The organism is Halomonas sp. HMF6819 (assembly GCF_044335525.1).
Lineage (GTDB): Bacteria > Pseudomonadota > Gammaproteobacteria > Pseudomonadales > Halomonadaceae > Vreelandella.
This window is the reverse complement of record NZ_JBIQVY010000007.1, coordinates 56220-68746: the sequence shown is the minus strand read 5'-3', so window position 1 is coordinate 68746 and position 12527 is coordinate 56220. Positions and strand designations below refer to the sequence as shown.

Annotated in this window: 15 protein-coding genes; 7 read left to right on the top strand and 8 right to left on the bottom strand. The window is 64.9% G+C overall.

What is annotated here, in order from left to right; genetic code table 11:
• Positions 1-26 precede the first annotated feature (26 nt).
• On the bottom strand, positions 27-701 hold the full coding sequence (gene radC / locus ACGLWX_RS16565; protein ID WP_252109492.1) for a DNA repair protein RadC: 675 nt from the start codon (positions 699-701) through the stop codon (positions 27-29).
• Between the two features lie 171 nt (positions 702-872).
• Between radC and coaBC the strand changes: the two genes are divergently transcribed.
• The 5 genes from coaBC (at position 873) to slmA (ending at position 5611) form a co-directional block, all read left to right on the top strand.
• Entirely contained in the window at positions 873-2147 is a 1275-nt protein-coding gene (coaBC, locus tag ACGLWX_RS16560) for a bifunctional phosphopantothenoylcysteine decarboxylase/phosphopantothenate--cysteine ligase CoaBC (RefSeq protein WP_396241373.1), read from the top strand.
• Positions 2144-2599, top strand: a complete 456-nt coding sequence (gene dut / locus ACGLWX_RS16555; RefSeq protein WP_396241371.1) for a dUTP diphosphatase — start codon at positions 2144-2146, stop codon at positions 2597-2599. Before coaBC ends, dut begins: the two co-directional genes overlap by 4 nt.
• A 29-nt stretch (positions 2600-2628) precedes the next feature.
• Positions 2629-4023 carry a phosphomannomutase/phosphoglucomutase gene (locus ACGLWX_RS16550; protein WP_396241369.1) on the top strand — a complete coding sequence of 465 codons (1395 nt, stop codon included), beginning with the start codon at positions 2629-2631 and terminating at the stop codon, positions 4021-4023.
• A gap of 63 nt (positions 4024-4086) precedes the next feature.
• Positions 4087-4986 (top strand): acetylglutamate kinase, encoded by a 900-nt coding sequence (gene argB, locus ACGLWX_RS16545; RefSeq protein ID WP_252109488.1) that lies wholly within the window; start codon positions 4087-4089, stop codon positions 4984-4986.
• Between the two features lie 16 nt (positions 4987-5002).
• Positions 5003-5611 (top strand): nucleoid occlusion factor SlmA, encoded by a 609-nt coding sequence (gene slmA, locus ACGLWX_RS16540; protein ID WP_396241367.1) that lies wholly within the window; start codon positions 5003-5005, stop codon positions 5609-5611.
• A 74-nt stretch (positions 5612-5685) separates the two neighbouring features.
• Here slmA and rpoH read toward each other — a convergent pair whose 3' ends face one another.
• From rpoH to ftsY, 4 genes are all read right to left on the bottom strand, one after another.
• Complete coding sequence (gene rpoH, locus ACGLWX_RS16535; RefSeq protein WP_396241365.1) at positions 5686-6552, bottom strand: RNA polymerase sigma factor RpoH; 867 nt, start codon at positions 6550-6552, stop codon at positions 5686-5688.
• A 181-nt stretch (positions 6553-6733) separates the two neighbouring features.
• Positions 6734-7804 (bottom strand): permease-like cell division protein FtsX, encoded by a 1071-nt coding sequence (gene ftsX / locus ACGLWX_RS16530; RefSeq protein ID WP_396241363.1) that lies wholly within the window; start codon positions 7802-7804, stop codon positions 6734-6736.
• The gene (gene ftsE / locus ACGLWX_RS16525; protein WP_252109484.1) at positions 7801-8469 is read right to left on the bottom strand and encodes a cell division ATP-binding protein FtsE; all 669 of its coding nucleotides are present in this window, start codon (positions 8467-8469) and stop codon (positions 7801-7803) included. Before ftsE ends, ftsX begins: the two co-directional genes overlap by 4 nt.
• Entirely contained in the window at positions 8466-9962 is a 1497-nt protein-coding gene (gene ftsY, locus ACGLWX_RS16520; protein WP_396241361.1) for a signal recognition particle-docking protein FtsY, read from the bottom strand. Before ftsY ends, ftsE begins: the two co-directional genes overlap by 4 nt.
• Before the next feature lie 90 nt (positions 9963-10052).
• Between ftsY and rsmD the strand changes: the two genes are divergently transcribed.
• Positions 10053-10664, top strand: coding sequence for a 16S rRNA (guanine(966)-N(2))-methyltransferase RsmD (rsmD, locus tag ACGLWX_RS16515; RefSeq protein WP_396241359.1), 612 nt, complete (start codon positions 10053-10055; stop codon positions 10662-10664).
• Between the two features lie 71 nt (positions 10665-10735).
• Positions 10736-10927, top strand: a complete 192-nt coding sequence (gene zapB, locus ACGLWX_RS16510) for a cell division protein ZapB (RefSeq protein ID WP_396241357.1) — start codon at positions 10736-10738, stop codon at positions 10925-10927.
• Between the two features lie 8 nt (positions 10928-10935).
• Here the strand turns inward: zapB and rimI are convergent, their stop codons facing one another.
• Genes rimI through ACGLWX_RS16495 form a run of 3 tightly spaced genes read right to left on the bottom strand, consistent with a single transcriptional unit; the run spans position 10936 to position 12490 of the window.
• Positions 10936-11382 (bottom strand): ribosomal protein S18-alanine N-acetyltransferase, encoded by a 447-nt coding sequence (gene rimI / locus ACGLWX_RS16505; protein WP_396241355.1) that lies wholly within the window; start codon positions 11380-11382, stop codon positions 10936-10938.
• Positions 11379-12185 (bottom strand): hypothetical protein, encoded by an 807-nt coding sequence (locus ACGLWX_RS16500; protein WP_252109479.1) that lies wholly within the window; start codon positions 12183-12185, stop codon positions 11379-11381. Before ACGLWX_RS16500 ends, rimI begins: the two co-directional genes overlap by 4 nt.
• The gene (locus tag ACGLWX_RS16495; RefSeq protein ID WP_396241353.1) at positions 12182-12490 is read right to left on the bottom strand and encodes a BolA family protein; all 309 of its coding nucleotides are present in this window, start codon (positions 12488-12490) and stop codon (positions 12182-12184) included. Before ACGLWX_RS16495 ends, ACGLWX_RS16500 begins: the two co-directional genes overlap by 4 nt.
• Positions 12491-12527: the final 37 nt, after the last annotated feature.

The following is a 12527-nucleotide window of genomic DNA, read 5'->3' as shown; positions in this document are numbered from 1 at the left end:
TTTGAACGGTAAAACGCCGGCTTTCTTCAAAGCCAGCCGCGCTCGGCAAAAGAGATGACATCCGCATCCCCCACCACGAAATGATCCAGCACCCGCACGTCGAAAAGCCCCAGCGCCTGAGTCAAACGCTCGGTGATGCGTCGGTCGGCATCGCTGGGTTCGGCTACACCAGAGGGGTGGTTGTGGGCCAGAATCACCGCACCCGCGTTAAGCTCCAGGGCGCGCTTGGCAACATCGCGAGGGTAGACAGATGCGCTGTCTAGGGTACCGCGAAACAGCGCCTCATAGCGAATGATTCGGTGCTGAGTATCCAAAAAAAGCACCGCGAACTCCTCGTGGCCCAAATGTCTCAGCTGCGAGCGCAGGTAGTGGCGAACGAGCGACGGCGAGGTGAGCGCATTGCCCCGGGCGAGCTGGGTGGCCAGGTGGCGCCGTGAGAGCTCGAGGGTCGCCTGTAGCTGGGCGAACTTCGCCGAGCCCAGCCCGTGGGCCTGGCAAAAGGCGCGCTCATCGGACTCCAGAAACGGCCTGAGCCCGCCGAAGCGGGTGAGCAGGTCGCGGGCGAGATCCACCGCCGAGCGCCCCTTGACGCCAACGCGCAGAAAGATCGCCAGAAGCTCGGCGTCCGACAGCGCCTGGGCGCCCAGCGTTAGAAGCTTCTCGCGGGGGCGCTCGCCCTCCGGCCAGTGATTGATACCCATCCCCACCCCCTTGCGTATCGTTATTGTGTCGATGTGCGCGGCCAGCGCTCACTATACCTAGCCTAGAAGCCCGCGAGCGAACCTGCCAAAACCGGCGCCCAAATGGTATGGTGAGCCCCTTCACGGCGGGCGGTGGCCCGGCTTTTTCAGCGTTTCATTCAGGAGGAGTGTATGGCGTCGATTCAGGCCTTCCCGCACGCGGCGCTGGCGGGCAAACGCATCCTTCTTGGCGTCAGCGCCGGAATTGCCGCTTACAAAAGCGCCCAGATCATTCGGCTGATCAAGCAGGCTGGCGGCGACGTGCGCGTGGTGCTCACCGACGGCGCTCAGGCGTTCATCACCCCGCTCACGCTACAGGCGCTCTCCGGCGAAGCGGTACGCACCTCGCTTCTGGACCCGCAGGCAGAAGCCGGCATGGGCCATATCGAGCTCGCCCGCTGGGCGGATGCGCTGCTGATCGCGCCGGCCACGGCGGATCTGATCGCGCGGCTGGTGCATGGGCTGGCCGACGACCTGCTCACTACGCTGAGCCTTGCCTGCGAGGCGCCGCGGCTGATTGCGCCGGCGATGAACCAGGCGATGTGGCGCCACCCGGCCAGCCAGCGAAACGCGGCACAGCTCGATCACGACGGCTGGCAGGTGATCGGCCCCGCCGCCGGCGAGCAGGCCTGCGGCGACGTTGGCCCCGGGCGCATGAGCGAGCCCGATGAGATCGTCGAGGCGTTGGCCCGACGCCTGGCCCCGGCGGCGTCCACGCTTGCTGACAAGCGCCCTCACGCGGTGATTACCGCTGGCCCCACCCGGGAGGCGCTCGACCCGGTGCGCTACCTCACCAACCAAAGCTCCGGCAAGATGGGCTACGCGCTGGCCGCCGCCGCCGTCGAGGCGGGCTGTCGGGTAACGCTGATCAGCGGCCCGGTCAACCTTGCCACCCCGGCGGGCGTGACGCGCATCGACGTCGAAAGCGCCCGGCAAATGCACGATGAGGCGCTGCGCCTGGCCCCGAGTGCGGCCCTTTTCATCGGCTGCGCGGCGGTGGCGGACTACCGCGCCGAGCACCCCGCCGAGCACAAGATCAAAAAGACTCAAAGTGTCGACACACTCACCCTGACGCTGATCAAGAACCCGGATATCATCGCGGACGTTGCCGCGCTCGACGCGCCGGCACGCCCCTTCGTCGTCGGCTTTGCCGCCGAGACGCAAGACGTGGCGCACTACGCCGGCGAGAAGCTCGCACGCAAGCGCCTCGACATGGTGGTGGCCAACGACGTCTCCCACCAGGGCCTCGGCTTTGGCAGCGACGACAACGCCGCGCTGTTGATCTGGCGCGCCGGCGCAGACGTTGACCAGCAAAGTGCTGCGCCCCAACCCAAAACCGCCCTTGCCCGTCTGATCGTCGGCAAGGCGCTTTCACTGATCGACTCAACCGCGGAATTGATGCCATGAGCCACACCCCCTTGAAGTGCAAGGTACTCGACGAGCGCATGCTGGATTACCTCCCAAGCTACGGCTCCGAGGGCGCGGCGGGCATGGACCTGCGCGCCCTTTTGAATGCGCCATTGACGCTCGCCCCCGGCGAGTGCGAGCTCGTGGGCACCGGCCTTGCCATCCATATTGGTGACCCAAACTTGGCCGGCATGATCCTGCCGCGCTCCGGGCTTGGCCATAAACACGGCATCGTGCTCGGCAACCTGGTGGGTTTGATCGATTCGGACTACCAGGGCGAGCTCAAGATATCGGTGTGGAACCGCGGCAAGACGAGCTTCACCATCGAGCCCTTCGAGCGGCTGGCCCAGTACGTGCTGGTACCGGTGGTGCAGGCGTCGCTCGAGATCGTCGAAAGCTTCGACGACAGCGCGCGTGGCGCCGGCGGCTTCGGCAGCACCGGTCGCGGCTAACCCCTTTTGGTTGACTTCAGGACACGCTCATGACGGTACCCGCCTCCATCTTTCGCGCCTACGATATCCGCGGCGTCGTGGACGACACCCTGACTGAGGCCACGACCACGTTGATCGGCCAGGCGGTAGGCTCTGAAGCCGCTGCCCGGGGCGAACGTGCGGTGATCGTTGCCCGCGACGGGCGCCTCTCCGGGCCCAAACTCCAGCGAGCGCTGGTGGCGGGGCTTCTGCGCGCCGGGGTCGACGTCATCGACATCGGCATGGTGCCCACTCCAACCCTCTACTTCGCCACCCATACGCTTGCGGCCAGCCGCTCCGGGGTGATGGTCACGGGAAGCCACAATCCGCCCGAGTACAACGGCTTTAAGATCGTGCTCGGCGGCGAAACGCTATCGAACGAGACCATCACCGCGCTTTATGAGCGCATCGCCAGCGGCGAACTGTCCGAGGGCAGCGGCGCGTACCGCGAAGTCGACGTGCGCGAGGCGTATCTTTCGCGCATCACCCGTGACATCACCGTGGCCCGGTCACTGCACGCCGTGGTGGACTGCGGCAACGGCGTGGCCGGCGAGCTCGGCCCCGAGCTGATCCGGCGCCTGGGCGTTCGCACCACGCCGCTATATGAGGAGATCGACGGGCGCTTTCCCAACCACCACCCGGACCCGGGCAAGCCGGAGAACCTCATCGCGCTGATCGACGAGGTCAAACGACAGGGCGCGGATATTGGGCTGGCGTTTGATGGCGACGGCGACCGGCTGGGCGTGGTCACCCAAAGCGGGCGCATCATTAATCCGGACCACCTGCTGGCGCTGTTCGCCACCGACCTGCTCGCCCGCCACCCGGGCGCGGGCGTGATTTTCGACGTCAAATGCAGCCGCCGCCTCGCCCACACCATCGCTGACGCTGGCGGCGAGCCGGAGATGTGGCGCACCGGCCACTCGCTGATCAAGGCGCGCATGATCAAGACCGGCGCGTTGCTGGGCGGCGAAATGAGCGGGCATATTTTCTTCAAGGAGCGCTGGTACGGCTTCGACGACGGCCTCTACGCCGCCGCGCGGCTGTTGGAGATTTTGAGCGGGCAAAACGTGTGTGCTGATGCGCTGTTCGCGCGCTTTCCCCAGGAAGTCAGCACCCCGGAAATCAACGTCGCGGTCGCCGATGAAGAAAAGTTCGGCCTGGTGGAAGCGCTTGCCAGAGATGGCGACTTCGGCGAAGGTATCAAGACCACGATCGACGGCATTCGCGTGGACTATAGCGACGGCTTCGGGCTTTGCCGGGCCTCGAACACCACGCCGGCGCTGGTGCTTCGCTTCGAAGGGGAAAGCGACGCCGCACTTTCACGGATCAGGGCGCGCTTTGCCCGGGCGCTGGCCCGCACCGCGCCTGGTCTGGACATCGCCGCGATTGCCGAGCCGACACACTAGAGCGCGCCCAACGCGCCATAAAGGCCACCGCGCCGCATAAAAGACAAGCCAAGGGATAATCCAATGAATCCAAACAGCCGCGACCCGCGGGTCGTCGTGGAGGTGCTGTCAGAGGCGCTTCCCTATATCCAGCAGTTCTCCGGCAAGACCGTCGTCGTCAAGTACGGCGGCAACGCCATGACCGAAGACACTCTGATCAACTCCTTCGCCCGCGACATCGTGCTGATGAAGGAAGTCGGCATCAACCCGGTGGTGGTCCACGGCGGCGGCCCGCAGATCGGAAGCCTTCTGGAGAAGCTCAACATCGAGTCGCGCTTCGTCAACGGTATGCGCGTCACCGATGCCCAGACCATGGACGTGGTCGAGATGGTGCTCGGGGGGCTGGTCAACAAGAGCATCGTCAACCTGATCAACCAAAGCGGCGGCAAGGCGATCGGCCTGACCGGTAAGGACGGCGCCCAGATTCGCGCGCGTCAGCTCAAGGTCGAACACAAGACGCCGGAGATGACCGCCCCGGAGATCATCGATATCGGCCACGTCGGCGAAGTGGAGTCGATCTCCACCGATCTGATCGAAATGCTCGCCGCCCGCGATTTCATTCCCGTGATCGCGCCGATCGGCGTGGACGACGAAGGCCACAGCTACAACATCAACGCCGACCTCGTTGCCGGCAAGCTCGCCGAGGCGCTCAGCGCCGAGAAGCTGATGCTCTTGACCAACGTGGCCGGACTGATGAACAGCGAAGGCCAGGTGCTCACCGGACTAACCACCGCCCAGGTCGACGAGCTGATCGAAGACGGCACCATCTACGGCGGAATGCTGCCCAAGATTCGCTGCGCGTTGGACGCCGTGAAAGGCGGCGTGGTCAGCGCACAGATCGTCGATGGCCGCGTGCCCCACGCCATTCTGCTCGAAATCTTCACCAAGGCGGGCGTCGGTACCTTGATCAGCGACGCCGGCTAAGGCAAGGGGGTGGCACATGAGCGATGACAACAAACCGCGTCGGCGCGAACAGATCCTGCAAGCGCTGGCCATCATGCTCGAAGAGGACAGCGGCAAGCGTATCACCACCGCCGCGCTGGCCCGCCAGGTCGGCGTCTCCGAGGCGGCGCTGTATCGCCACTTTCCGAGCAAGGCGCGCATGTTCGAGGGTCTGATCGACTACATCGAGGAGAGCGTCTTCGCGCGCATCACGCGCATTCTCGAGGACATCCCCGATGCCGAGCGCCGCTGCGCGACGATCCTCTCGCTGCTGCTGGGCTTTGCCGAGAAAAACCCGGGGCTTGCGCGGGTTCTCGGCGGCGACGTGCTCACCGGCGAGACGGCCCGGCTCAGACAGCGGGTGCATCAGCTTTTTGAGCGTTTGGAGACTCAGCTCAAGCAGATCCTGCGCGAGGCAGAAATCCGCGAAGGACGGCGCACGACCATCACCGCCTCGGCGGCGGCTAATTTGCTCATCGCCCAAGCCGAAGGACGCATTTCGCAGTACGTGCGCAGCGACTTCAAGCGCGTCCCAACCGAGTACTGGGACGACCAGTGGGCGCTGATCGCCGCCGGGCTATTGAAAGAGAGCGCCATGCCCGCCTGATAGCGCCATGCAAACGTGCAGGCATGAAAAAGCCCCGGTGGATGCCGGGGCTTTTCGCTTTTCATCGCTTCGAATTAGGCGGCGAGGGTATCGCCCATCTTCGTGCGAAGCTTTTTCATGGCGTTCTTTTCGAGCTGGCGAATGCGCTCGGCGCTCACGCCGTATACGTCGGCCAGGTCATGCAGCGTCGACTTGTCGTCGGTCAGCCAGCGGCGCTGCAGAATATCCCGCGAGCGGTCATCTAGCTCACTCAGCGCCAGCTGCAGGCGACGCGTGGAATCCTCTTCGAAATCGCTGTCCTCGAGCTGAGTTGCCGGATCCAAAGTGGCGTCGTCGAGAAACTGCGCCGGCGCCTGGTAGGGGCTGTCTTCATCGTCGCTCGGCGAGGCATCGAAGCCTGCGTCGAACGCCGATAGGCGCCCTTCCATGTCCCGTACGATCTCGGGCTTGACGTCGAGATCCTTGGCGATGGCGTCGACTTCGTCGTTGTTCAACCAGGCCAAACGCTTTTTAGCGCTGCGCAGATTGAAGAACAGCTTACGCTGCGCCTTGGTGGTCGCGATTTTCACGATGCGCCAGTTGCGCAGCACGAACTCGTGAATTTCGGCCTTGATCCAATGCACGGCAAAAGAGACCAGCCGCACGCCCTGGTTAGGGTCGAAGCGTTTGACCGCCTTCATTAGGCCCACGTTGCCTTCCTGAATCAGGTCGGCCTGGGGCAAACCATAACCCGAATAGCTGCGCGCAATGTGCACTACAAAGCGCAGATGCGACAGTACCAGCCGCCGCGCCGCTTCGAGATCGCCTTCGTCATAGAGACGGCGTGCCAGCGCCTGCTCCTCTTCGACGGTAAGCACAGAAATGCCGTTGACCGCTTGAATGTAACCGCCCAGGTCGTTGCCTGGAGAAAGCTGACCCACCGGTAGAAGACTAGTGCTCATGCAGATGGTCTCCTTGTCACCTATCCTGGTCGACCTGCTATCGTCATCAACATGAGCCAACATATACGGTTCACGATCGACACAGCATGTCGGAGTAATCACTAAGACAGTAACTAAAGTATAAGGTTCAAAGTATCCCGACTAAAAATCGGTCGGGCAACGCGCCCGCTTAAAAACCGACTCAGCGCGGGCGAATGCTGGATAGATGGCGCGACACGGCAAGCCATGCGCCCAGCCAGCCCAATAGTGTACTGCAGAATAGCAAAATTGTAGAGCCTGTCACGTCGAGCTGGGGCAGGCTGAAGCTCGCCCCGTAGCTTGCCGCCAGCGCCGCCACTGGAAGCGACAGCCACTGATTGCCCAGCGCCAGCAGCAGTAGCGCGATCACACCCCCGCCGACGCCGTACCAGGCGCCGCTATACAGAAACGGGCGGCGCACGAAGGCGTGGGTCGCACCGATCAGCATGACCACTTCGATCTCCCGGCGCCGGCTCTCCACGGAAAGGCGAATGGTGTTGCCCACCACCAGCAGCACGCCGAAGCCAAAAAGCACCCCGAGCGCCAGCGCCACGCGCCGGCCCAGGTCCGCCAGGTGGCGAAGCCGCTCCACCCAGGCCAAATCCACGCGTACCTCGTCCACCCCGGCCAACGCTTCGAGCTGACCGGCGAGCGCCTGCATCGAGGAAGACTCGACGCTTTGTGGACGGATCACGATGCTCGCCGGCAGCGGGTTCTCCTCGAGGCCCATCAGGGTGTCGTCGATGCCCAGCGAGCGCTGAAAGTCCGCCATGCCCTCCTCGGCACTGATCAGCCGGGTGTGCGAAACGCCGGCCTCGGCGCCGACCGCCTCTTCGATGCGCTCGGCCTCGGCCGGGCCTACGTCGGTTTGCAGGTAGACGGTGAGCGTGGCGCTCTCATCGAGCTCGGCGTCCAGCAGTCGGGCGCTGTCGAGGGTCAGCCAAAGCGCGGCGGGAAGTACCAGAGCGATCGCGATGGCGAGCATGGTGAGCAGGTTGCCCAGCGGATGGCGCACCAGCCGGTAGAGGCTATCGCCCAGCATGGCGCGGTGATGGCGCCCCCAGGCGCGCGCCCGGCTGCCAAACCCCGGGCCCGTCGGGCGCGGCTTTCTGGGCGCGGGCGGTACCGGCCCCTTACCGGCTTTGGCGGCCGGGGCGCCGCGGCGGCTCACCGCGCCGCTTGGTCGGGTGGCCGCGCCGCGGGGATCCGAAGGCGGCGGTGTCGGGCGCTTCATACCGCCCCCTCGTCGCCGATCAGGCGCCCATCGCGCAGGCGCAGAATGCGGTGGCGCAGGCGGGCGATCAGCGCCAGGTCGTGACTTGCGATCATCACCGTGGTACCGATGCGATTGAAGTCTTCGAACAGGCCCATGATGTCGGCAGAAAGGTGCGGGTCCAGGTTCCCCGTAGGCTCGTCGGCGAGCAATAGCGCCGGCTTGTTGACCACGGCGCGGGCAATGCCCACGCGCTGCTGCTCGCCGCCGGAAAGCTCCACGGGTAGCGCCTTCTCGCGGTGCAAAAGCCCCACTTTATCGAGCGCAGCGCGCACCCGGCGTGCGGATTCACGCGGCTCGAGCCCCTGGATCTCCAGCGGTAGCGCGACGTTTTTGAACACGCTGCGATCGAATAGCAACTGGTGGTCCTGAAACACCACGCCGATCTGGCGCCGGTAAAACGGCACCTGGCTTGCGTGGAGTTTGGCAATGTCGTGGCCGGCAACCACGACGCGCCCGCGGCTGGGTTTCTCCAGGCGCATGATCAGGCGCAAAAGCGAGCTCTTGCCCGCTCCGGAGTGACCGGTCAGAAACACCATTTCCCCAGGGCCCACGCGAAAATTGAGATGCGCCAGCGCCTCGAAACGGCCGCCGTAGCGCTTACCGACGTGCTCGAACGCAATCATCCGCGCGTTACGCCCTCGGGCTGATCGAACAGCGCGTTGACAAAATCGTTGGCGCTGAAGGGGCGCAGGTCGTCAAGGCTTTCGCCGACGCCGATGAAGCGGATCGGGGTTTCGAGCTGCTTGGCGAGGGCAAAGATCACGCCGCCCTTGGCGGTGCCGTCGAGCTTGGTCAGCGTGATACCGCTGACCGGGACGGCTTCGTTGAAGGTGCTGGCCTGGGAGATGGCGTTCTGGCCAGTCCCGGCGTCGAGCACCAGCATCACTTCGTGCGGGGCGCTGGCGTCGATTTTCTGCATCACGCGATGGACCTTCTTGAGCTCCTCCATCAGGTGGCTCTTGTTATGAAGCCGTCCGGCGGTATCGGCGATCAGCACGTCGACCCCGCGAGCCTTGGCTGCGGACACCGCGTCATAAATGACCGAGGCGCTGTCAGCGCCGGTGTGCTGGGCGATCACCGGCACGTCATTGCGCTCGCCCCACACCTTGAGCTGCTCGACCGCCGCGGCGCGGAAGGTATCGCCGGCTGCGAGCATCACGCTTTTGCCCTCGCGCTGAAACCGCTGGGTGAGCTTGCCGATGGTCGTGGTCTTGCCCACGCCGTTCACGCCCACCACCAGGATCACGAAGGGGCCGTCGCCGGGCTTATCGAAATCGAGGGGTTTGGCTACCGGCTCGAGCATCCGCCCGAGCTCTTCCTGCAGCCCCTTGTAAAGCGCGGCAGGGTCAGTGAGCTCCTTGCGTGACACCCGCGCCTGAAGGCGCTCGATGATCGCGGTGGTCGCCTCGATCCCCACGTCCGCCATCAGAAGCTGGGTTTCGAGGTCCTCCAAAAGCTCGTCGTCGATCTGCTTTTTGCCCAGGAAGAGATCCGCCAGTCCGTCGGTCAGATTCGCCCGGGTCTTGCCGAGCCCGGATTTGATCCGGGCGAAGAACCCTTTCTTCTCCTCCCTGGCCGCGACCGGCTTGTCCTGGGGCGAGGGGCTGGGCGCGCTCGGCCCCGGCTCGATTTCAGGCGCGGTGGGCGCAGGCTCGACTTCCGGCGCGCTGGGTTCGGGCTCTACCTCAGGCAGACGCTCGGGCTCGACCTCCGGCGTTTGACGCGCCGGCTCGATCTCCGGTTCGACCTCGGGTTTTGCCGGTTCCGGCTCGGCTTCTGGCGTCTTGTCGGGCTCGACCTCGGGCTTTTCGGGTTCCGGTTCCACCTCGGGAGTTTCCGGCGCCGGCTCGGTCTCGGGCTGATCGGGTTCGGGTTCGATTTCGGGCTTTTTGGGCTCGGGCTCGATCTCAGGCTTTTCGGGGCCCGGCTCGCCGTCGGGCTCGCTGGGGCGAGGCGCTGGTGGGGCTTCGACCGGCGCCTCTTCCACGACCGGACCTGGTACGGGCTCGCGCTCGGCGCTCTCGTCCTTCGCTTCGCCCAAGCCCCCTCCGTCGCGTTTGCGCTCGTCCTGGGGCTGCGAATCCTGCTTTTTCTTGCGTTTTAAGAAACCGAACATGGAGGTATCCAACTAAAAAAGGTGAACATTGCGCCCATCCTAACACCGCCGGCCAGGACTTTGGACACGGACCCCGCTACAATCGGCGCCATGAAACGACAACGCCCTACACGCAAAACCACCGCGTCGCGCGAGACGTCCAAAGCGTCCGGCAAGCTACGTATTATCGGCGGTGATTACCGCCGCCGCCAGCTTCCCGTGCTGGATCACCCCGGGCTTCGCCCAACGCCGGACCGGGTGCGCGAAACGCTGTTCAACTGGCTGGGCCCGGCACTTGCCGGTAAACGCGCTCTCGATTTGTTCGCAGGCTCCGGGGCGCTGGGTATCGAGGCGCTCTCACGGGGTGCCAGTGAGGCCACCTTCGTCGAGCTGACCCCGCGCGTGGCCGCCATGATCGAGCAGAACCTTGAGAGCCTGAAGGCGACCAATGCTCGCGTGGTGACCATGGAGGCCGCCGCGTTTTTAGCGGGTGCGCCGAGCGCGTATGAACTGGTGTTTCTCGACCCGCCCTTTCAAAAGGGGCTGGCCGGGCCGTGCTGCCAGGCACTGGAGAACGGCTGGCTGGCGCCGGAGGCGTTTATTTATCTCGAAACCGAGCGTGACCTGACCGTAGCATTGCCTGCCAGCTGGCAGCTTCACCGCGAAACCAGCGCCGGCGAAACCAGCGCGCGGCTTTACCGGCGTAGCGCGCTTGCCCAATAGTCGGCGCGGCGTTACGCTCAACGCGTCATTTACCGGGGGCAGGCCTTTCTGCCCCGTTTTTGGAGGTCGGCATGAGCCTTGAACTATTCAATCAGCTGGAACAGAAAGTCACCGATACCGTCGAAGCGCTGGAGCTGATGAAGCTCGAAAACGAAGAGCTTCGCCGCGAAAACGCCGAGTACAAGCAGGAGCGCGAAGAGTGGGAGCGCCGCCTTCAGGGCGTGCTGTCGAAGTTCGAAGAGAGCACGACCGAAAGCGCCTGAGCCAACCGTTAGGGGGCGCGCGACATCAGCAGCGCGTCCTCTCTCCCGCTCGCCGTCAGGCTCCTGGCCGGATAGTAGTTTCGCCGCCGACCGTCGACGTCAAACCCCGCCGCCTCGTAAAGTTTGATCGCTGACTGATTGGATGCGCGCACCTCCAGGAGCACACGCTCACTTTGCCACTCGCGGGCCTGCAAAAGCACGGCCTGTAACAGCGCGCCGCCGAGGCCCTGGCCGCGCTGCCCTTTCGCCACGCCGATCGCCTGCAGCTCCGCCTCGAACGGCAGCCTTGCGAGCAGCGCGTAGCCGACCAGCGCTTTGTCTCGCCACGCGCCCAGCACGATTATCGCCTCATCCTCTAATGCGCGCGCAAGCGACGCCGCGCTCGCCCCGCTTTGCGCATCCGCCTCTAGCGCAAGCAGCGCCGCAAGTTCGAGCGTCGAAAGCGTTCGTATCACGCCGGATCGCCGTGAGCGAGTTGCAAAAGTTTGGGCCAGAGCGCGCGCTTGGCGGGCGCATCGAGCATCGAGCCCAGCGCCGGGGCTCGCCATACGGGAAGCATGAGGGTGCGGCTATGACCGTCCTCGACAGCTAGTACCCGAGCGAGCGTATCCTCGCCTTCGTTCTCTTTCGGTGCGTTTGCCCAGTAAAGCAGCCTCTCGAGCTGCCAGCCCTGGCGACGCGCGGCGCCGGCGATGAATGCCGCCACGCCTTCCTGGGCCTCGGTAAGCGGGTCGTCTGAGGCGAAGGCACCGGCCATCGGCGGCCATTTGAAAGCGGTGAACGTGGGCGCAGTGTCGGCAGAAGCGCCGGCGGCGATGAGCATGTTGGCGAGCAGGCGCCGCTCGGCGGGGGCCAGTTCGCCGGCGTGCACGCTGAGCCAGCGCCCGTCGATACAGGCGCAGGTCAGAGTGAACTCGACCGGCTCGGCGCGCTCGGAAGGCACGCTCGAAGCCGCTTCTTTAGCAGGCGCAGGCTCCGGGGCGGTGCGCTCTACCGGGGCGATATCGCCCAACAGCGCTCGGGCGGATTTCGGCGCCGAGTGCTCGGCCGGTGTCGGTGTCTCGACCGCTTTGGGCGCAGGCGGCGGCGCGGCGGGCTCGTCGAGCAGGGCGTGCAGCGCCTGACGCGGCTCGGCTTTCTCTGGCGCCTCCCACTCGCAGGCCTCGGTCGCCAACGCGTTGGGCAGCTGATACCGGCACGCCCAGGCGGTGATGCCCATGGCGTCCAGGTAGTGGCGTCGGCTGGCTTCCGGGGTCACTTCTTGCCGCCACGACAGTTCGGAGAATTGGGCCTCTCCTCGTTTCGCGCAGCCCACTCTTCAGGTGTATAAAGGTGCATTGCCAAGGCGTGGACCGGCCCCCCGAGCTCGTCGGCGAGCAGCGCATAGATCTGCTGATGACGCTTGACCGGCATCATCGCCTCGAAGCTGTCAGAGACCAGCGTCACCTTGAAGTGGGTTTCGGAATTGGCCGGCACGTTGTGCATGTGACTTTCGTTCTCTACGCGCAGCACGTCCGGCGAAAGCGCCGTTAACTTCTGCTCGATCTGTGTCTGCAACGTCATGACAGGCCTCCTCGGTGTATGGACGGCTTCATTGTAC